Raw genomic sequence first — 20,037 nt, forward strand, 5'->3', positions numbered from 1 at the left:
CGAGATGAGCGCGGCGGAGCAGCGAGTGGGAGTGGGGCAGGGGACGGGCTCGGTCGTGGAGCAGCTTCGGGAGCGGATCCGCCAGTTGCAGGCGGCGCCCCGGCGCTACCTGGCGGTGCTCCGCACGGGCCTGTCGGCGGTGGACGCCCTGCTGCCGACGGGGGGCCTGCCACTGGGGCAGGTGGTGGAGCTGTGCGGTGAGGCGGCCTCGGGGCGCACCAGCCTGGCGCTGCACGCGGTGGCCGCGGCGCACCAGGAGGCGCGGCTGTGCGCCTGGGTGGACGGCCCCCGGGAGCTCTACTCGCCCTCGGCCGCGGCCCTGGGCGTGGACCTGGAGCGGCTGCTCATCGTCCGGCCCCAGGCTCCTGAGCAGCGCATCTGGGCGGCGGTGCAGCTGGCTCGGAGCGGGGCCTTTGCTTGCGTGGTGCTGGACCTGACGCGCGGCGTGAATCCCGACGGGCGCGCGTGCCGGGTGGCCCTGGCGGAGGCGCGCAAGCTGGCGGACGCGGCGGCGCGCGGCGGCGGGCTGCTCCTGCTGCTGACTTCGCCGGAGTCCCCTGCTGACGGCGTGGTCCGGCTGCGGACGGAGGCCCGGGACGGAGACGGCTGGTCGGTGGAGGTGGTGCGCAGCCGGCAGGGGGGCACGGGCGCGCGGGCGGAGCTGCCGTGGAGCGCGCTGTACCCGGCGCTGGGGCTGGAGGGAGGCGGCCGGTTGCTGGACGTGGCCGAGGACACGGAGGACGGCACGCCGGACTTCCTGCGAGATCAGTCCGGGGCGCTGCGCAACGGGCTGGGCATCCTGGGTCAGCGTCCCGGCCGTGACGCGCCCATGCCGCCCGTGCGGCAGGGACTGGACGCGGCCCTGCCGGCGCACTGAGGCACGACATGCGCAGGGCCTATCTGCACCTCACCCGCTTCCCGGTGCAGCGCCGGGTAGTGGAGTCCCCGGAACTTGCGGGCCGTCCCTTCGCGCTGGTGGAGGCGGTGCGTGGCCAGCGCCGCGTGGCCTTCGCCTCCACCTCGGCGCTGAAGGCGGGGGTGCGCCCGGGGATGACGCTGACGGCGGCCACCGCACTGGAGCCAGGGCTGCGGCACTTCGACTACCGCCCGGAGGACGAGCTGCGCGCGCTGACGGCGCTGGGCGAGGCACTGCTGCCACTGGCCCCGGGCTTCCAGCTCTGCGCCCCGGATGGATTGTGGCTGGACGCGGGGGCCGCGCACCTGTGCGACGGCGAGGAAGGCCTGGGCACGCGGATGCTGTCGCTGTGCGCCGAGCTGGGTTACCGGGCGCACGTGGTGGTGGCTTCGGAGGCCTTCACCTCGCGCGCGGTGGCTCGGCATGGCGCGCGCCGGGTGGAGGTGGTGGCTCCGGGGGACAGTGCTCGGGCCCTGGCGCCGTTGCCGCTGTCCGCGTTGGAAGGCCGCGAGGGGGCTGCGTTCTCCGCGCTGGGCCTCACCACGCTGGGCGAGGTGGCGGCGTTGCCCGTGGGGGCCGTGGCGGCCCGGGGCGGCGTGGCTGGCGCACGGGTTCATGCGCGGTGCCGCGGAGAGGACGACACGCCCTTCGTCCCCGCGTCGCTGGAAGAGGTGTTGGAGGAGCGCGTGGTGCTGGACTTCCCGGCCGAGTCCTTCGAGCCGCTGCGCTTCGCGCTCAAGACGTTGACGGACCGGCTGGGGGCACGGTTGTCCGGGCGGTGCCGGGCGGCGGTGCGGCTCACCTTCACGCTGAAGCTGGACCCCTCGGGGCAACGGCAGGTGACGCTGACGCTGGCGCGGCCCACGGCGCGGGCGAAGCTGTTGCACGAGCTGGCGCGGCACCGGCTGGAGGAGCTGAGGCTGGAGAACCCGGTGGCGGAGGTGTCCGCTCGGGTGGACGAGGACTCCGAGGACGGAGGACAGCAGCTCGCGCTGGGGGACGCGCCGGAGGGCGACGCGGCGCTGGAAGTCGTGCTGTCGCGGCTGGCGTCCACGTTGGGGGAGGGGTCGCTCTTCGCGGCGGGCCTGGAGGCGGTCCACCGGCCCGAGGCGGCTCATGGAACACGGGCCTTCCGGCCCCCGGAGGCGCGGCGGGGCCTGTCGGCGGAGTTGCTGGAGCCAGGCGCCCGGCGCGCCTCGGTGTCGGCGGCCTCACGGGAGCGGCCCTCCCGCTTGCTGGCGGAGCCGGCGTGCCTGGACGCGGAAGTGGCGGAGTCCGGACGCTTGCTGGCCGCGCGCATGGCGGGCCGACGGCACCGGGTGACGGCGCTCACGGGGCCGGAGCGGCTGGGCGGGGAGTGGTGGTCGGAGACGCCCTTTCAACGGGACTACTACCGGGTCCACTTCGAGGGGCTGGGCCCCGCCTGGGTGTTCCGCGACGGACGGGATGGACGTTTCTACCTCCAGGGACTGTTCGACTGAGGCCCAGCGGCCCAGCATAGTGGCCTCGTCCCCGTCTCCCAGGTTCCCCGTCATGCGCGTCCTCCGTCCCGCGGCTGTCCTGCTTTGCCTCCTGCTCGCTTCGTGCGCTCCGCGTCAGGTCCGCCCGCCGGGGGCCCTGCGCAAGGTGGTGGTGGTGGTGGGCTCCCGGGTGGACTCGCTGCCGACCTTCACGTACCGGCAGGACATGATGGGGGAAGGCAATCCCCGTTCGGTGCTCGTCAGCCAGGCCCAGGCCACGCTGAGTGAGCGGGGCTTCGAGGTGGTGGGGACGCGCATCTCCCAGGCACCGTCACCCACCATCCACGAGGTGGTGGCGATGATTCAGGACAACGAGGCCGAGGCCGGAGTGGTGGTGGTGCTGAACTGGGTGGACGTGACGTCCGCCCAGCTGATGGGCCGCGCGGAGGTGCTGCTGGAGACGGGGGTGGTGGGACCCAACGGCAAGCTGCGCTGGAGCAACCCCACGCGCACCGTCTCCACGATTGGCATGTACCAGGCGCAGACGGACTTCCGCTCCTACCTGCGCAAGGCGGTGGTGGAGGCCATCCAGGCCATTCCGTGAGCCCTGGGCTCGGGCTGGCTCAGCGGGCCTTCTTCGGGCTGGCCAGGCGCAGGTGTTCGTAGACGGTTTCGGCGCGAAGGTAGAGGAACTGGGCGTCGCCGAAGGCCAGGGTGTCCCCGTCGTGGAGCAGCACCTGGGCGCGGTAGCCCAGGGGGGCACCGTTGATGAAGGTGCCGTTCATGGACTCGGCGTCACGCACGGAGAAGCCGCCGCGGGCGGCGTTCCAGCGCATCGTGGCGTGATGCTGGGAGACGGACGGGTCGGGCACCACCAGGTCGCACGCCTCGGTGCGGCCGACCGTCAGCTCCTCGCCGTCCACGGAGGGCTGGAGGAAGTGGACCTCCAGGTTGTCGAAGTCGCGGAGCATGGCGAGCAGCCGCTCGTCCATGTACGCGCGGTGTGCCATGCCGACGGTGCGTGCCGCCAGGCCCCGGCTGTGCTGGCCGACGAGTTCCACGGGCTGCTGGATGAGGGCCACAGGGCCGGACGCGGCCCGGAACGCGTCCAGCGAGGCACCGGCGAAGGGGCGGAGCTGATTCACGGACACCATGAGGGCCTCCACCCTACGTGCAAGTGGCGGGGACGGGAAGCGCCGCGTCCACGTCTTCCGCCGTGGCGTGTTGGGGGCTGGCGTGGGAGCGTGGAGGTGGATGCGGGTACTCGTCACGGGAGCTGCGGGCTTCATTGCCCACCACGTCAGCGCGCGGCTGCTGGCGCGCGGTGATGCTGTCATCGGCGTGGACAACCTGGACCCGTCCGGGGACGTGGCGTTGAAGCAGGCCCGGCTGACGCGGCTCGGCACGCTGCCGGGGGCGACGGGCTTCACCTTCCGTCCCGTGGACGTTACCGACAGCCCCTCGCTGCGAGCGCTCTTCGAGGAGATGCGCCCCGAGGCCGTGGTGCACCTGGCCGCGCGTGTGGGCGTGCGGGCGCCGGCGGGCACCGCGCAGGCATACGTGGACGCCAACGTGTCGGGGTTCCTCCAGGTGCTGGAGCAGGCCAGCGCGGCCCGGGTGCGGCACCTGGTCTACGCGTCCTCCAGCTCCGTGTATGGCGCGGGCTCGGTGCCGCCGTTCCAGGAAGGCGCCGCGGCGGACCACCCGCTCAGTGTCTACGCGGCCACAAAGCGCGCCGATGAATTGCTGGCGCACGCGTACAGCCATCTGCACGGGCTCCCCACCAGTGGCCTGCGCTTCTTCACGGTGTACGGACCTTGGGGACGACCAGACATGGCCCCCCTGCGCTTTCTCCAGGCCATCCGTGACGGCACCGAGCTGTCACTGCACGGCGAAGGCCGGATGCAGCGCGACTTCACCTACGTGGAGGACGTGGCGGAGGCCGTGGTGCGCGTGCTGGACCGGCCGCCCCCAGGAGCACCTCGCCATCGCGTCCTCAATGTGGGCCGGGGCGAGCCTGTTTCGGTGCGGGCCTTCCTCTCTGTCCTGGAGCGACTCCTGGGTGCGCGGGCGCGGGTGAAGTCCACGCCCGCGCAGCCTGGGGAGATGGACGCGACCTGGGCGGACCCTTCCGCGCTGGAGCGGGAGACGGGATTCCGGCCGCGCGTCTCCGTGGAGGAGGGGCTGACACGGTTGGTGGCGTGGTTCCACGAACAGTCGGGCACCTGAGGCAGAACGACGAGACGTGGCTGGGCGTCTTCAACGTGCCTCGAGGCGGGGCCTGCGTGCCGGCTACCCGGACGTCACCGTCACCTGGCCATGCTCCACGCGCCACACCTCGGAGGTGCAGGCCTGGGCGAAGGATGTGTCATGCGTGACGAGCATCAGTGCGCCGGGGTACTCCCGCAGCGCCGCCTCCAGCCGTTCGATGGACGGCAGGTCCAGGTGGTTGGTGGGCTCGTCCAGCACCAGGGCCCAGGCGTGTTGTCCCAGTCCCCGGGCGATGAGGAGCTTGCGCACCTCGCCGGGGGAGGGTTGCTCGGAGGCGAGCAGCCGCTCCGGGTCCACGCCGAGCGCCGCGACGAGTGACAGCACGCGTCCGCGTTCCTCGGGCGGCAGTGCGCGCACCGCGTCCAGCGTGGCCCGGGCCTCGTCCGCGCTGACGTCCTGGGGCAGGTAGAGCACGCGCTCCTGCGGAATGCGCGCGTTCTCCAGCAGTGCGCGCACCAGGGTGCTCTTGCCGGCGCCGTTGGGCCCTTCGATGCGCACGCGGGCCTCGCGGCTCACGGAGAGATTCACGGGGCCCAACAGCTCCACGTCACCGGCGCGGAGGCCGGGCACGTCCAGCGTGAAGAGCCACGGGTTCGGCGCGCGCACGTAGTCCAGGAAGACGGAGCGGCCCACCGTCTTGTCCGCGGTGAACTCGCCCACGGATTCACTGACGCGCTCCAACTCGCGCCGTGCATTGCCCACGCGCCGTCCGGCCCCAGCCTCCGCCCAGCCGGCAACGACCTTGGCGCCCATGGAGCGGGCGTCGTTGTCGTATTTGTTCTTCAGTCGCTTGCGGGTGTGCCGCGCGGCATCCGCGGACTGTTGTTCGCGCCGGGCCTGGTCCAGCAGATGCGCCGCACGGCGTTGTTCGGCGCGGGCTTGCTGGTGGGTGGCGATTTCAGCCTCACGCTCGGCTTCCCAGTGCGCCCGCGCGGCGGTGTATGCGCCGGGCCACAGCCGCGCGCTGCCGTGGTGGACGCGCAGCGTGGAGGTGGTGAGGGACTCCAACAGGTCGCGGTCGTGTGACACCACGATGCCCAGGCCCCGGAAGCGGCGCAGCGCGGAGACCAGCCATGTGCGGGCCTCCGCATCCAGGTGGTTGGTGGGCTCGTCCAAGAGCAGCAAGTGGGGCTCCGCGGCCAGGGCGGCGCCCACCTGCCACCGCTTGCGCTCGCCCGGGGACAGCGTGGGCCAGCGCTCCAGCGCGGTGACGTCCAGGCCCAGCTGGCCGTGCAGTCGCCGCGCGACGGAGTCCCACGACTCCGCGAAGGCGGAGATGTCGGGCGTCAGCGCCTCCACCTCCTGACGGCAGAGGCGGAGGGTGGGGGCGGAGGGTTCGAACTGAAGGTGTCCCTCGGTGGGCGTCAGCTCTCCCGCCAACAGCCGGAGCAGGGTGGACTTGCCGGCGCCATTGGCGCCCACGAGCCCCGTCCAGCCAGCGGACAGGTGGAAGTCGACTTCAGAGAGGACGGGAACGGCGTCAGAAAAGGCGAACGAAACGCGGTGCGCGCGCACGGAAGACATAGAGGAAACTCCTGAATCCAGGGCGCAAGCCAGCCCGAAGGCGGCTCAGCGCGGGAACGTCAACGGACCTGGGAATTCAGCGAAGCGTCCTCAAGGGTGCGTCTGACCTCTCGTTGGGAGGGGGCGTCAATCCCTCCTGGGGATGGCTGCAATCTATGTCCAGACGCGCGCCGGAATGCAACCCCCGCCTTCATGGGGCAGGGGGCACTCCTCCGGCAGTGCGTCCGACAGTCACACATCAACCTGCTGCGGGCGCCGCGAAGTTCCCCGTGTGGCGGGAGAGCCGCCACGCGCCGATGGACGCCAGCAGGGCGCCCAGCATGGCAAGCAGCAAGGCGAGCGCCACGTTGTGCAGCGCCTCGAAGGTGCCGACGAAGAGCACGCGCGGGCCCTGGTCCCACAGCGGGCCGCTATAGGCCTGCAGGAGGGAGAGGATGCCGGTGGCGAAGCCGAGCGTGCCGGCAATCAAGGTGCAGAGTCCAAGCGACAGCATCAGCGGCACGTAGCGCGGCGCGGGCCGGCGCGCGTACTGGACGCAGGTGGCGATGAGCGCGATTCCCGCGAGCAACGTGGGGTACATCCCCCAGCCTCCTGCGATGAAGATGTTCTGCATGCTCCCCTCCTGTGGGTGTGTTCGGAGGCTCTGACAGCCGGACACATGGAAGGTTCCCGCGAAGTGACGGCGCGTGCGGTGGTGGACAGGAGGGCGCGCCGTCTGCTCGGCCCCTGATGGCGCAACGGACCGTCGTCCTGGATGCGCGAACGCGAGTCCTGCCCAGTGTCCCGAGGGAGGCGTCTTCCTCCCTCGGGGACTGCCTACGTCTGGGCTTAGTCGTCCTGCGTATCCAGGGCGGGCCGCGAACGCCGAGGGGCCACGGCGGGCGTGCTGCCGGGGAGGGTGGCGTGTTCGGGGACCACCGTGTTCCGGGCAATGGCCTGGGCGCTCAGGCTCGCGGCGGAGCGGGCCGGCGCCGGGGCGGGTTTGGCGGCATCCCCAGTCTGAGCGAAGACTTCCTTGAGGGTGGCGACGGCGCCCAGCGTGGCGGTGGCCTCGTAGGGGACGAAAATCTTGTTGTCGCCCTTGCCCAGCTCCTGGAGGGTCTCCATGTAGCGCAGCGCGAGCACCTCGGGAGTGGCGCGGCCGTTGTGGATGGCCTCGAAGACGAGCCGGGTGGCCTCGGCCTTGCCTTCCGCCTGCAGCATGGTGGCGCGCTTGTGGCCTTCGGCGCGGGCAACCTCGGCGTCGCGTTCGGCCTCGGCGCGGAGGATGCGGGAGATCTTCTCGCCTTCGGCCTGGAGGATGGCGGCGGCCTTGTCGCCCTCGGCCTTGGTGACCTCGGCGCGGCGCTCACGCTCGGCGGTCATCTGCTTGGCCATGGCGGCCTTGATGGCCTGGGGCGGCTCGATTTCGCGCAGCTCCACGCGCGTCACCTTGACGCCCCACTTCTCGGTGGCCTCGTCCAGCACGATGCGCAGCTTGGTGTTGACCGTCTCGCGGCTGGTGAGCGTCTGGTCCAGCGTCAGCCCGCCCATGATGTTGCGCAGGTTCGTCATCGTGAGCTGCTCGATGGCGAGCGCGAGGTTCTCCACCTGGTAGAGCGCCTTCGCGGGCTCGACGATCTGGTAGTAGATGACCGAGCCGACCTCCATGTTGACGTTGTCGTGGGTGATGACCTGGACGGTGTCAAAGCCCATGACCTGCTCGCGCAGGTCCACGAGGTTGCTGCGCATGAATCGGTTGCCCGTGCGCATCTCGATGGCGCGGGGGGCATCCACGAAGGGGACGAGGTAATTGAGGCCGCTGCTGGCGGTCTTGTAGAACTTGCCCAGCCGCTCCACGACCATGACCTTGGCCTGCGGAACGATGCGGATGCCGGTGGCGGCGACGCCCACCAGGATGACCGCGAAGATGCCGAAAATCGTCACGATTTCCATCCCGCCTACTCCTTCCTCGGGTCCCCCGAGGGAACCGGCAACGACGCCGTCGGTCGGCGCACCCAGAGTTTGAGACCTTCCACCTGCTCCACCGTGACGAGTTCGCCCTCGAGCACCGGGCCCGACAGGGAGCGCGCCGTCCACAGCTCACCATTGATGCGCACCGTGCCCCCAAGCGGGTCGCCCAGGGCCTCCACCACCACCGCCTCCTGGCCAAGCATGGCTTCGATACCTGTCTTCAAATGCGCTGCGTCGCGCATGAAAACGCTTTTGAAGAGGGTGCGAGAGGCCGCGAACAGGGCGATGGAGACGGCGGTGAACAGGTAGAGCTGGCCGTTGAGGCTCAGGCCCAATGCCGCCCCGATCGAGGAGGCCAACGCCCCCACGGCGAGCCAGAGGACCATGAAGCTGGTGAGCTGGAGCTCCAGCGCTCCCAGGAGGAGCGCCGCGATCAGCCAGAGCTGCCACGCGGTGGGAGTGAGGTCCATGAAGACATGTTTGTCAGTCGGATCGGCATCCTGTCAAACGGCGGTGGCGCGAGCTTCAAACATCACGGCTCAGGCTTTTGGGTGGAGCGCAGGCCGCTTAACTCCCTGAGGTTTGCCCGGTCTCGCGGGTGTGCAGGACTTGCTGCGCGGATGCGACATTCACGAATCTCGTAACAAGACAAAAGCAGCGCCTGACGAGTTTGCCAGGCTGGGTTGTGGGCCCGAAGGAGGGCGCCGCTCGCTCTGTCCGGCAAGCAGCAGTCGCGCCCCCGCCCGGATCGCCCTCATCCGCGTCAACCCATGAAGTCGCTTGCCCGCCCCGCGAAGATCCAATCTAGCGCCTGAACGCCTGTTCGGTATCTAGATCCGGGCGTGGACTACGCCGAGCTGGTCTGCCGCTCCAACTTCTCGTTCCTTCGCGGGGCCTCGCATCCAGAAGAGCTGGTGGCCACGGCCGCGAGGCTCGGGCTGGGTGCGCTCGCGCTGACGGACGCGGATGGCCTGTACGGCGCGGTGAAGGCGCACCTGGCCGCGAAGGAGCACGGGGTGCGGCTCATCCTGGGCGCCGAGCTGACGCTGGAGGACGGCCCACCGGTGGTGGTGTATGCGGCGGATGGGACGGGGTACTCGAACCTGTGCGCCCTGGTGTCCCAGAGCCGGATGACCCACCCCAAGGGCGAGGCCGGGCTGCCGTGGCGCGCGGTGGCGGACCGGTCCGCGGGGCTGCTCGCGCTCCTTCCCGCGCCCGCACCCTTCGAGCAGGTCGTCTCGCTGGCGGAGGCCTTCCCGGAGCGCTTCCACGTCGGCATCTGCCGGACCCTGTCCGCGGGAGACGCGGAGCGCGAGGCCCGGGCGGAGCGGCTGGCGCTGGAGCTCGGCGTGCCGTTGGTCGCGCACAACGACGTGCACACGCACCACCGCCGGCGGCAGGCCTTGCAGGACGTGCTGGTGTCCATCCGCCACGGGACGTCGGTGGACCGGGCGGGGACGCGGCTGTTGCCCAACGCGGAGCGGACGCTGAAGTCCCCACGGGACATGGCGCGCCTGTTCGCGGACCGGCCGGAGGCCCTGGCGCGCGCGGCGGAGCTGGCCTCGCGCTGCCACGCCTCATTGGATGACTTGCACTACCGTTTCCCGGAAGAGGACTTGCCCGAAGGCCGCACCGCGGACGCGCACCTGCGCGTGCTGACATACGAAGGACTGCGGTTCCGCTATCCGGAAGGTGTGCCCCCGGCGGTGGTGAAGCAGATTGAACACGAGCTGAAGCTCATCGCCGCGTTGGACTTCGCCGGCTACTTCCTGGCGCTGTGGGACATCGTCCGCTTCGCCAGGGCCCGGGGGATTCTCTGCCAGGGGCGGGGGAGCGCGGCGAACTCGGCGGTCTGCTACGCGCTGCAGATCACCGCCATCGACCCGGTGCGGATGGGCCTGTTGTTCGAGCGCTTCCTGAGCATGGAGCGCAAGGAGCCGCCAGACATCGACGTGGACTTCGAGCACGAGCGCCGCGAGGAGGTCCTCCAGTACGTCTACGAGAAGCACGGGCGCCGGCACGCGGGCATGGTGTGCGAGGTCATCTGTTACCGGGGCCGGCTGGCGCTGCGTGAGACGGGCAAGGCGCTGGGCCTGTCGTTGGACCAGGTGGACCGGCTGTCGAAGGTGTCCGCGTCGAACGGCTTCGACGTGACGCCGGACGTGCTGCGCGAGGCGGGCCTGTCCGCGGAGGACGGCCGGGTCCAGAAGACGCTGGCGCTGGCCATGGAGCTGGAGGGCTTTCCCCGGCACCTGTCCATCCACGTGGGCGGCTTCGTGATGACACGCGAGCCGCTGACGGAGCTGGTGCCGGTGGAGAACGCGGCGATGCCGGGCCGCACCGTCATCCAGTGGGAGAAGGACGACATCAACGCGGTGGGGTTGCTGAAGGTGGACCTGCTGGCGCTGGGCATGTTGACGGCGCTGTCGAAGTGCTTCGCGCTGATTCGCGAGCACCACGGGCGGGAGCTGTCCCTGGCGACGGTGCCGGCCGAGGACCCGAAGGTCTACGACATGCTGTGCGAGGCGGACACGGTGGGCGTGTTCCAGATTGAGAGCCGGGCACAGATGAACATGCTGCCCAGGCTTCGACCGAGGACGTTCTACGACCTGGTGGTGGAGATCGCGCTCATCCGCCCGGGGCCCATCGTCGGCAACATGGTGCATCCCTTCCTTCGCCGGCGGAACGGCCAGGAGCAGGTGGAGTACCCGAGCGAGGCGGTGAAGGAGATTCTCGGCAAGACGCTGGGGGTGCCGCTCTTCCAGGAACAGGCGATGAAGCTGGCCATGGTGGCGGCGGGCTTCACCGCGGGCGAGGCGGACGGACTGCGGCGGGTGCTGAGCCACAAGCGCGCCGAATCCATGCTGCTGCAATACCGGGGGCGCTTCGTGGAGGGCTGCGTGTCGCGGGGGTACACACGCAAACAAGCCGAGGAGTGGTTCGACAACTTCCGGGGCTTCGCGCACTACGGCTTCCCGGAGAGTCATTCAGCGAGCTTCGCGTTGATTGCGTATGCGTCCAGCTGGCTGAAGTGCCACTACCCGGCGGCCTTCACGGCGGCGCTGTTGAACTCGCAGCCCATGGGCTTCTATGCGCCGCACACGTTGGTGGCGGACGCGCAGCGGCATGGCGTGGTGGTGCGGCCGGTGGACGTGCGGCACTCGAGCTGGGACTGCACGCTGGAGGAGGGCGGGGCCGCATTGCGGCTGGGGCTCCGGATGGTGAAGGGCCTGGGCGAGTCCGCGGGGCGGCGCGTGGCGACGGCGAGGCGCGAGGGCTTCCGTGACGTGGGTGACCTGGCGCGGTGGTCGCGGGCGCCCCGGCACGAGCTGACGCGGTTGGCCCTGGCGGGCGCCCTGTCATCGCTGTGTGGCTCCCGGCGTCAGGCGTTGTGGGAACTCCAGGCGCTGGGGCCGCTGGACTCGGATGACCTGTTCTTCGGCATGGCCATGGACGGAACGGCGGTGGAGCTGCCGTCCATGGATGTGTTGGAGCGGGTCTGCGCGGACTACGACACGGTGGGACTCTCGCTGGAGAAGCATCCGCTGGAGCTGCTGCGTCCGGTGCTGAAGCAGCAAGGCGCGGTGACGGCGGAGGGACTGAAGAAGGTGGCCCACGGGCGGAGGGTGGCGGTGGGAGGCATGCTCATCTGCCGCCAGCGTCCACCCACGGCCAAGGGTATCTGCTTCATCTCCCTGGAGGACGAGACGGGCATCGCGAACCTGGTGGTGCCTCCGGACGTGTACGAGCGGTGCCGGAAGGACATCCATGGCGCGCTCTTCCTGGTGGGAGAAGGCGTCCTGGAGCGCTCCGGCAAGGTGACGAACGTGAAGTCCAGTCGAGTGGCGTCATTGCATGGACAGCGGGGTACGCTGCCTGGGCGATGACCGCCGACCTCGAATGGAACGATGGGGTGCGTCCCTATGTGCCGCTTTCCACCCTCAAGCCGGTCGCGGACGGCGTCTGGTGGGTGGACGGGCCGGTGGCGAGGATGCGCGTGGGCCCCGTCTCCCTGCCGTTCCCGACGCGCATGGTCATCGTTCGCCTGAATTCGGGAGGCTTGTGGCTCTGGTCGCCCACGGCTCCAACGCCCGAGTTGTTCGAACAGGTCGACGCACTCGGCCCGGTGGAACATCTAGTCTCTCCGAACCGGTTCCACTACGCGGGCATCCCGGCCTGGAAGGCACGCTATCCGCGCGCGACGGCCTGGGCATCTCCGGGCGTTCGCGAGCGGGCGCGCTCCCAGCGGATTGACGTCCCATTCGATGCCGACCTCGACGACGCCGCGCCCTCGGCCTGGTCCACGGAGTTGGGCCAGCTCATCTTCCGGGGCAGCCGCTTCGTGGAAGAGGTGGTGTTCTTCCACGGTGCGTCCTCGACCTTGATTCTCGCGGACCTGGTCATGGCATTGGAGCCCGAGCGTCTCCGGCCTCGCCTGAGATGGCTGCTGACGCTCGGCGGGACGATGTGGCCGGGGCAGACGCCACGCGAGGTGCGGGGGACGACCTGGGGCCGGATCGCGCAGGCGCGCGCCTGCTACCAGCGGATGATGGCATGGCAGCCTCGTCGGGTGCTCCTCGCGCACGGCCGCTGCTATCTCGATGAGGGGATGGCCCCGCTCGAGCGCGCCTTCTCCTGGCTGCGCTGAAGCACGGGGCCTCAGCTTCGCGCGCGCTGCGTCAGCGCAGGTGCATGAATACCCGGGGCGAGGCGGGCAGCTCCACGTCGGGGGTGGTGAGCAGGCACGTCACCCGGGAGCCCCCGGGGAATGGCAACCACCCGGAGCGCAGCATCAGGTGGGCCGGCGTGCACGGGGTCCGCAGCATCGCCGCGCAGTCGGCGCCCTGGGCCACCATGTCCTGCATGGCCACCCACAGCAGCCGCCGTTGCTCCGAAAAGGGCAGCCCGTCCTGGAAGGCGAGCAGGTCCACCAGTCCCGTCGTCAGGAGGCCTCGGGCCGTCATCTGGAGGGTGTAGTAGTTGACCATGCCTTGGATGACGCCATCTCGCTCCAGGACGAAGGTGCGCGGGATGTCACGGAACTGGAGCTGGTGGGCCAGGCGCTCCGAAGTGTAGGCGTAGCCCAGGTTCACCGGCCGCATCATCTTCTGGACCAGGGCCATGCACTGCGGCAGGTCCCGGGGTTGGTAGGCCCGGATGCCGTCGGCGCGCGCCGCCAGGAAGCCCCGGTGGTGGAGCGGACGCGTGAAGGTGAGGAACGCGCGCTCGGCGGCGCTCAGCGACCAGCGGACCGCCTTCTCCGTGTTGAAGACGTGCAGCCACATGCCCAGGTCGTTGAGGTAGCGCGTGTGGCTCCGCCGGCCCCAGAAGCCCTGGCCCAGGGTGCCGTTGGCCACGCAGCTCAAGGTGAGCGCAGCGCCACGCTCGCGGTGGCGTGCCTGCATGGTGTCCGACAGCTTGATGCCAATTCCCTGGCCCCGGCTCTCCGGCGCCACGCTGACCCAGCTCCCGTAGGTGCCATCCACCTGCCGCGGGCCAAGCTGGATTTTCGCCGGCTCCGCCAGGAAGGCCCCCACCAGCTTGCCCTTTGAATACGCCCCCAGCAGATAGTCCTGGTCCGCCAGGGGATTGCTGAAGAGCAGCCAGTCGAAGAAGCGCTCGTCCCAGACTGTCAGTCCCATCTTCACGCCGTAGGTGCGCTGCCAGACGCTGTTGATGAACTGGGATGCTTCCTTCACGCCGCCTTCGAAGGTGCGGACCTCAACCATGATGGGCCTCGGGCGCGGAGACGGGCGCCGGTGACGAGGCAGGAACGGAGACGCCGTTCATGTGCTCCAGGGTGGCGGCGGCCGGGTGCTGGCCAAAGAGATGCGTGTACAGCGCGCGCGTGGTGGGGATGAGGGCATTCCAGTCGGGGAGGTGGATCTTCTCCGGACCGACGAGCACCTTCGCGTAGATGGCCTCGTAGACGCGCTTCACCGTGTTGGGCGCGATGGCGTCCACGTCGAACGCGGGCACCAGTCCCACCAGCTTGAAGCCGCGGTGCTCGGCGTTGCGCTGCGCCCGGGCCATCTTCAGGGTGGAGTAATAGAGGACGACCTCGGCGCCGATGTTGCGGCCCACCTGCTCCAGCAGGGAGATGCCGAACTGGCCCAGGCCCAGGCCTCGCTGAGAGGGTTCAACGGCCCCCATCGCGGCAGACAACTGCAGGCCGCGAGCGTTCTTCTCCAGCGTCAGCAGCCCGATGACTTCCTGGGTGTCCCGATCCCTTCCCAGAATCGCATACACCGGCCGATCCGGAGACTCACCCTGGAGACAGACACACTGCTCATAGAAAGCGGGCTCCAGGTGCCGGCTCTCCGTGCCGACCCGGATGTCCGGGTACCACTTCCCCAGAAGAGCCGTGACCTGAACGACGGAGTCCCGCGAGAGCTGCTCGAGGCAGCAGTGCTCTGGTGGTCTGAGCCCCCCCATCATCTCGTCCAAGCTCCGCCATTGCATCGTGTGCATGGCGAGCATGATTCGAGATTGTGGATGCGTCTCGCATCTGGTTTTTTCTGCCTCTTCGCGAGTATGTCTTTGGCCGATCAGGTCTCCCGTTGAAGCGTGATGTGTTACACAGGCGCCGCGTTTGGGAGTGGGCAGGTGATGTGCGGGCTCGGATTGAGGGGAGGGGCGCCGTCTGCGAACCGACGTCCGTATACCTTCAAGGGTGCCCGCCCCGGAGGGAGGGGCGGGGCGGCCCCTGGGATATGAATTGCGTGTGAATGATTGAGAAGGTCTGGATGTGTCGTGTTGTTTCGGGTCGGTGCCAGACGCGGCATCTCAGGCCAGGAGCCGGACATCCTCCAGGCTCGCGGCCGGTTGGATGAGGTCCACGCCGTGCGAGGCGAAGCGCCGTGCCGCCGCCTTGCTCCGGGGGCCGTGGCCGTGGTCCAGGCACCACTGCGCATGGGCGCAGAGCAAGGCCAGCTCCAGCGTCCGTCCCAGCGTCAGCGAGAAGCGCCGGGCGCCAGCCTCCAGGGTGGCGGGGTCCTCCATGGCACCGGCCACCCAGGCTCGCGCGTGCTCCAGCGCGCCCTGGGCCGCGTCGACACAGGGCCGCAGGCCCGCGTCCCGGGTCTGGCCCAGACAGCCCTCCACCTCGTGGAAGAACGCCTCCAGCGCGCCTTCCTTCGCCAGGGCGCGCAGGGTGTCCAGGGAGAGGACGTTCGTGGTGCCTTCCCAGATGGACAGCACCTGGGCGTCGGCCTGGATTCGCGGAATGCCCGTGTCTTCCACGTAGCCCGCGCCGCCGAAGGCCTCCGTGACTTCGGAGGTGACGTGCACCACCTGCCGGCCGGTGGTCAGCTTCGCCAGGGGCGTCACCAGCCGCTGCAGGAGCAGCTCCTGCTCGGTGGCCGCCTTCGCCTCCATGCGGCCCAGCAGCTCCACGGCGCGGAAGGCCAGCAGGAACCCCGCCTGAAACTCCGCCTCCAGCCCCGCCAGCGTGTCCATGTGCAGCGGCTTGTCCGCCAGCTTCGCGCCGAACTGCACCCGCCGCTGGGCGTAGTCCCGGGCCAGGGCCAGGGCCCGGCGCATGGCCCATACGGAGCCCACCGCGTTCCAGGTGCGTGTCACATTCAGCATCCACGCCATGTTCCGGATGCCATCCGTCAGCCCCGCCACGGGAATGGCCAGCGCGCCATCCAAGGTCAGCTCCGCCGTGGGCACCTTGCGCGTTCCCAGTTTGTCTTTGAGCCGGTTGATCTGGATGCCATTGAGTCTTCCGGCTGCGTCCCGTGTCTCCACGTAGAACAGGGCCAGGCCCTTGCCGCCGGGGCCGTTGCCTTCCGGACGCGCCAGCGTGAGCGCCATCTGCGCCGTCGTCGCTGAGGTGAACCACTTCGTTCCAGACAGCCGCCAGCCCTCCGGGGTCTGCCGGGCTACCGTCTGCGTGAGGCCCACGTCCGAGCCGCCGGTGCGCTCCGTCATCCACTGACCGGACGTCCACGCCGTGGCCGGGTCCCGGGACGTCAGGTGGGGCAGGGCGCGGTCGATGAGCGCCGTGTTGCCCAGCGTGAGCAACGAGCGCGCCGCGCCGTCCGTCATCGCCAGCGGGCACGAGTACACGTCCAGCGACGCCTGCACGAGGTAGTTGAGGATGAACTGGTGGACGCGGCTGAGCTCGGCGTTCTTCTGCTCGTAGGCCGTGGCCACCAGTCCGCGCCGCGCGGCCAGGGCCTCGGCTTCCTTCCACAGCGGCGACACCTCGATGTGGTCGACGCGGTGGCCCCACGCATCCCACTGGGTCAGCTCCGGCTCGTTCAGCCGGTCGCGGAGCTGGAAGCGGTAGAAGTAATCCCCGCCCAGCTCGCCCAGCTCGCGGAACTCATCCGTCAGCGCGCGCCGCAGGTCCTCGGGGAGGGTGCGGGCCAGGTAGCTCTGGAGCAGCGCATCGTCGTCGTACTGATTGCCCAGCCTCGGCGGTTCCTGGAAGAAACTCATGCGCCAAAGGTAGCACCCATGTTCCGGTCCGGGCGCGTCTCGCGGTGCGAGGGCATTCAGGCCGGAACGTGGGTGAGGCCGCCAGACGGCCTACGGCTGCAGGGTGAACGTGTAATTGGCCCCGTAGTCGGAGTCCCAGCGGCGGCAGGTGCCACGGTCCCAGTTCTCGAACCAGAGCTGCACGGAGGTGGCCCCGACGGGCGGGATGATGGTGACGGGCGTGCCCGTGCGCGTATAGCCGCTGGTGGTGGTGACGCTCTTCTCGCCCATCACCCCGTTGTTGAAGCGCCAGCGCACACCCACGTCCCACGTGGGCGCGCCGTTGTAGAGCAGCCGGCACTCGGGCAGGCGCGCGATGTCGTAGTCCACGACGAAGGGCTGGCCCTGACGGGGCGTGCCCACCACGTGCTCCACCCAGCCTTGCTGAAACACGAGCGTCGCCGTGGGCGTGGCGCTGGCCTCCAGGACGTTGAACTGGAAGTTGCCGCCGTAGTTGGAGTCGTAGTGCTCGCAGCCCGGGCTGGACACGAGGAACCACAGCTCCAGCAGGCCCTGCTCCTGCAGGTCCAGCGTCGGTCCGTTGCCGGTGACGGGCGCGCCCGCCACATCGAAGCTGGCCGGCGCGGAGCCGTTGATGCGGTAGTGGCCGGTGATGCTCCACGCGGGGCTGCCGTCGGGGTTGTTGACGCGGCACTGCGGCAGGCGCGCGGTGCTGTAGACGACCTGCACCTGGCCCCCCTCGGTCAGCACCTCCGACTGGTGGATGGTCCAGTTGCCGTGGAAGGAGAGGGTGGGCGCCGTCTGCGCCGCCGCGGAGGTTCCGAGCAGGAGCAGGGGCAGGGCGAGGACGGACAGAAGTCGCTTCACGAAGAGCTCCAATGCGAATGGTGGGGGTGGGCTTCGCGCGCCGCGTATGCGGGCGGAGGCGCGCGCACTATCGACGAGGAGGCTGACAGGAACACTTGGGTTCAGTGCTTTTCTGTTTGTTCTGCAACTCCGTTTCGTCCAAACCGGACCGATGCGGTAGGCTCCGGCGCGAACACCCTGGAGCGAGCACCGCATGTCCCTGTTCAGGCGACCGCCATCCCCGGACTCCGGCTCGTCGAGCGACGAGTCCAGCCGCAGCGTCACCCCCGTGGAAACGGCCGTGGTGCCGCCCGCGGCGCCCACGCCGGTGCTGTCGGGGCCTCCGCGCCCACGCGTCGGTGTCACGGGGATGACCGCCGCGCTCCCGCCGCGTCCCCCGGGCGCCGTCACGGGCTCACGTCCCGCGTTGCCGCCGGAGCCGGACGAGCCCGACTTTCCCACCGAGCGTCGCGGCTCGTCCTCGCCGCCGGACCGCCGTGCTCCGCCGCCGGCGCCGGCCACGCTGCCGTCCGTCATCGTCGCCCCGCCTGAGCGCCGTGGGCCCGGGCCGTCCCAGTACTCGGGCCCGGACCGACGAGGCAGCGCCGCCAGTCCACAGTACAGCGGCCCGGAGCGCCGGGCGCCCCGGCGGTCGGGAGATGAGGGCGGCGCCGGCCCGGGCGACCGTTTCTGGCCCGCTCAGCCGCGCACCCTGGGCGAGACGGGCCTCAACACCACCTTCGTGGAGGAGCTGGTCCTCAAGGCGCTCTTCTTCGCCGGTGAGATGCGCGGCATGGACATCGCCGCGCGCCTTCAGTTGCCCACCGCGCTGGTGGACGACGTCATCGAAGGACTGCGCCGCCAGAAGTACATCGACATCCGCGGAGGTGGCGGGTCGGGCGTGGGCAAGTCGACGATGATCTACCAGCTCACCACGTTCGTGACGGACGTGCTGCGGCAGGTGCTCGACCGCAACCGCTACAATGGCCCCGCGCCCGTGCCCTTCCTGGAGTGGGCAGCCGCCGTGAAGAAGCAGACCGTGCGCGGCAACCGCATCACCCGCGCGCGCATGCAGGACAAGTTCGGCGACCTCATCATCAAGGACTACATCTTCGACGGCATCGGTCCGGCGATGAACTCCGGCCGCGCCATCTTCTTCTACGGGCCCCCGGGCAACGGCAAGACGGCCATCTGCCAGGGCATGGTGAACTGCTTCGACGGGGACATCTTCATCCCCCACGCCATCCTCATCGACGACTTCGTGGTGCGCATCTTCGACGCCAACCTCCACAAGGTGGTGGAGGACGAGCCCGGCTCGCCGCCGTATGACCGGCGCTGGGTGCGCTGCCGGCGCCCGCTCGTCGTCGTGGGCGGTGAGCTGACGCTGGAGATGCTGGACCTCGTGTACTCGCCGGAGGTGAAGTACTACGAGGCGCCGTTCCAGATGAAGGCGAGCAACGGCATGCTCCTCATCGACGACTTCGGCCGGCAGAAGGTGTCCCCCAAGGACCTGCTCAACCGGTGGATCGTCCCGCTGGAGAGCGACATCGACATGCTCACCCTGCACACCGGCAAGAAGCTGCAGGTGCCCTTCGACGTGTTCGCCGCCTTCTCCACCAACCTGGACCCCAGCGACCTCGTGGATGACGCCTTCCTGCGCCGCGTCCGCTACAAGCTGGAGGTGCAGCGTCCGGACGAGGAGCAGTTCCACGACATCTTCCAGGTCATGTGCCGCAAGCGCGGCGTGCCCTACAACGCGGCGGCGGTGGACTACCTCATCGACGCGCACTACCGCCCGGTGGGGCGTCCGTTCGCCGCCTGCCAGCCGCGTGACTTGTTGGATCAGGTCATCGACATGGCCCACTACCAGGGCCAGGAGCCGCGCCTGACGACCGAGCTCCTGGACTCCGCCGTGCGCGGCTACTTCGTGCGCTTCGACAAGGACAAGCCGGTGGGGACGTCCGCCTCCGCGCGCTGAGGCCCCCTCATTCGCCCGGGGGCCGGGGCGCGAACGGTCCCCAGGGCGAAGGCTCCAGCCATTGGCGCACCTCGTCCACCGGCACGTTGGCCAGCACGTCCACCAGCGACATGCCGTGGACGAAGCGGCCCGGGCGGCCCTGTGCGTATTCGGGATGGCGGAAGCGCTGCCACAGCACGCGCACGTCCACGTCCCGGAACAGGCCCACCTGGAGGTACAGGGACGAGCCCAACCCCGAGTAGTACGTGTGCGCGCCCAACTGGCGGCAGTACGCCACCAACCGGGCCGACTTGTCCTCGCCCTGCTTGTCCAAGGTGGAGGCCAGGACCAGGTTCGGCGTCAGGCCCAGCGGCTCGTTGAAGAGCGCCATGCTCGCCAGCAGCACCCGCAGCAGCGAACCCGGGCCCGACTCGCGCGCCGCCGCGTCATAGAAGGGCTCCAGCCGGGGCAGTACCTGCGACGCGAAGTAGGGCCGCTTCGCGTACAGCGACACCAGCGTGCGCAGGTGCTCGCGGGCCCAGGGCTGACGGGCATCCACCGCCAGGTCCTTGATGAGGGTGTCCCGGTGCGGGTTCTCCAAGGGGATGGACATCCACTGGAACCCGGGCTCCGTGGGCGGGGGCTGGGGGACGTTGTGGGGC

At 69.9% G+C, this 20,037-nt stretch carries 17 protein-coding genes; 7 read left to right on the forward strand and 10 right to left on the reverse strand.

Annotation, left to right across the window (positions count from 1 at the left end; genetic code table 11):
* The first annotated feature begins 4 nt into the window (after positions 1–4).
* Genes FMP39_RS29535 through FMP39_RS29545 form a run of 3 tightly spaced genes read left to right on the forward strand, consistent with a single transcriptional unit; the run spans position 5 to position 2,980 of the window.
* A complete protein-coding gene (locus FMP39_RS29535; protein ID WP_090495417.1) occupies positions 5–877 on the forward strand; it encodes an ImuA family protein in 873 nt (290 codons plus the stop codon).
* An 8-nt stretch (positions 878–885) separates the two neighbouring features.
* Positions 886–2,397 carry a DNA polymerase Y family protein gene (locus FMP39_RS29540; protein ID WP_141593445.1) on the forward strand — a complete coding sequence of 504 codons (1,512 nt, stop codon included), beginning with the start codon at positions 886–888 and terminating at the stop codon, positions 2,395–2,397.
* Positions 2,398–2,449: 52 nt separating this feature from the next.
* The gene (locus tag FMP39_RS29545) at positions 2,450–2,980 is read left to right on the forward strand and encodes a hypothetical protein (RefSeq protein WP_228558444.1); all 531 of its coding nucleotides are present in this window, start codon (positions 2,450–2,452) and stop codon (positions 2,978–2,980) included.
* Positions 2,981–2,999: 19 nt separating this feature from the next.
* Here FMP39_RS29545 and FMP39_RS29550 read toward each other — a convergent pair whose 3' ends face one another.
* On the reverse strand, positions 3,000–3,530 hold the full coding sequence (locus FMP39_RS29550; protein ID WP_194858610.1) for an FHA domain-containing protein: 531 nt from the start codon (positions 3,528–3,530) through the stop codon (positions 3,000–3,002).
* A gap of 100 nt (positions 3,531–3,630) precedes the next feature.
* Here FMP39_RS29550 and FMP39_RS29555 point away from each other — a divergent pair, with 100 nt between their 5' ends.
* Positions 3,631–4,605 (forward strand): NAD-dependent epimerase/dehydratase family protein, encoded by a 975-nt coding sequence (locus tag FMP39_RS29555; RefSeq protein ID WP_141593448.1) that lies wholly within the window; start codon positions 3,631–3,633, stop codon positions 4,603–4,605.
* A 63-nt stretch (positions 4,606–4,668) separates the two neighbouring features.
* On the opposite strand, the gene FMP39_RS29560 is transcribed toward FMP39_RS29555, so the two are convergent.
* The 4 genes from FMP39_RS29560 to FMP39_RS29575 all read right to left on the reverse strand — a co-directional run bounded on the left by FMP39_RS29560 (position 4,669) and on the right by FMP39_RS29575 (position 8,594).
* Entirely contained in the window at positions 4,669–6,171 is a 1,503-nt protein-coding gene (locus FMP39_RS29560) for an ATP-binding cassette domain-containing protein (protein ID WP_141593449.1), read from the reverse strand.
* A 238-nt stretch (positions 6,172–6,409) separates the two neighbouring features.
* On the reverse strand, positions 6,410–6,784 hold the full coding sequence (locus FMP39_RS29565; RefSeq protein ID WP_228558445.1) for a hypothetical protein: 375 nt from the start codon (positions 6,782–6,784) through the stop codon (positions 6,410–6,412).
* Between the two features lie 215 nt (positions 6,785–6,999).
* Positions 7,000–8,106 (reverse strand): SPFH domain-containing protein, encoded by a 1,107-nt coding sequence (locus tag FMP39_RS29570; protein ID WP_141593451.1) that lies wholly within the window; start codon positions 8,104–8,106, stop codon positions 7,000–7,002.
* 5 nt (positions 8,107–8,111) lie between these two features.
* The gene (locus FMP39_RS29575; protein ID WP_141593452.1) at positions 8,112–8,594 is read right to left on the reverse strand and encodes an NfeD family protein; all 483 of its coding nucleotides are present in this window, start codon (positions 8,592–8,594) and stop codon (positions 8,112–8,114) included.
* Positions 8,595–8,966: 372 nt separating this feature from the next.
* Here FMP39_RS29575 and FMP39_RS29580 point away from each other — a divergent pair, with 372 nt between their 5' ends.
* Together FMP39_RS29580 and FMP39_RS29585 are read left to right on the forward strand one after the other, a co-directional pair.
* The gene (locus FMP39_RS29580) at positions 8,967–12,011 is read left to right on the forward strand and encodes an error-prone DNA polymerase (RefSeq protein ID WP_141593453.1); all 3,045 of its coding nucleotides are present in this window, start codon (positions 8,967–8,969) and stop codon (positions 12,009–12,011) included.
* Entirely contained in the window at positions 12,008–12,772 is a 765-nt protein-coding gene (locus FMP39_RS29585; RefSeq protein ID WP_141593454.1) for a DUF4336 domain-containing protein, read from the forward strand. Before FMP39_RS29580 ends, FMP39_RS29585 begins: the two co-directional genes overlap by 4 nt.
* Before the next feature lie 31 nt (positions 12,773–12,803).
* Here FMP39_RS29585 and FMP39_RS29590 read toward each other — a convergent pair whose 3' ends face one another.
* The 4 genes from FMP39_RS29590 to FMP39_RS29605 all read right to left on the reverse strand — a co-directional run bounded on the left by FMP39_RS29590 (position 12,804) and on the right by FMP39_RS29605 (position 17,439).
* Positions 12,804–13,853 (reverse strand): GNAT family N-acetyltransferase, encoded by a 1,050-nt coding sequence (locus FMP39_RS29590; RefSeq protein WP_141593455.1) that lies wholly within the window; start codon positions 13,851–13,853, stop codon positions 12,804–12,806.
* Entirely contained in the window at positions 13,846–14,604 is a 759-nt protein-coding gene (locus tag FMP39_RS29595; RefSeq protein WP_141593456.1) for a hypothetical protein, read from the reverse strand. The genes FMP39_RS29590 and FMP39_RS29595 overlap by 8 nt, the downstream gene beginning before the upstream one ends.
* A 306-nt stretch (positions 14,605–14,910) precedes the next feature.
* A complete protein-coding gene (locus FMP39_RS29600) occupies positions 14,911–16,572 on the reverse strand; it encodes an acyl-CoA dehydrogenase family protein (RefSeq protein WP_141593457.1) in 1,662 nt (553 codons plus the stop codon).
* Positions 16,573–16,662: 90 nt separating this feature from the next.
* Positions 16,663–17,439, reverse strand: a complete 777-nt coding sequence (locus FMP39_RS29605) for a DUF6209 family protein (RefSeq protein WP_228558446.1) — start codon at positions 17,437–17,439, stop codon at positions 16,663–16,665.
* 193 nt (positions 17,440–17,632) lie between these two features.
* Here FMP39_RS29605 and FMP39_RS29610 point away from each other — a divergent pair, with 193 nt between their 5' ends.
* Positions 17,633–19,396, forward strand: coding sequence for an ATPase (locus tag FMP39_RS29610; protein ID WP_141593458.1), 1,764 nt, complete (start codon positions 17,633–17,635; stop codon positions 19,394–19,396).
* 7 nt (positions 19,397–19,403) lie between these two features.
* Here FMP39_RS29610 and FMP39_RS29615 read toward each other — a convergent pair.
* On the reverse strand, positions 19,404–20,037 hold a 634-nt coding region (locus FMP39_RS29615; protein ID WP_141593459.1), incomplete at its 5' end, for a WbqC family protein.

This window comes from Myxococcus sp. AB056 (assembly GCF_006547365.1).
Taxonomy (GTDB): domain Bacteria; phylum Myxococcota; class Myxococcia; order Myxococcales; family Myxococcaceae; genus Myxococcus; species Myxococcus virescens.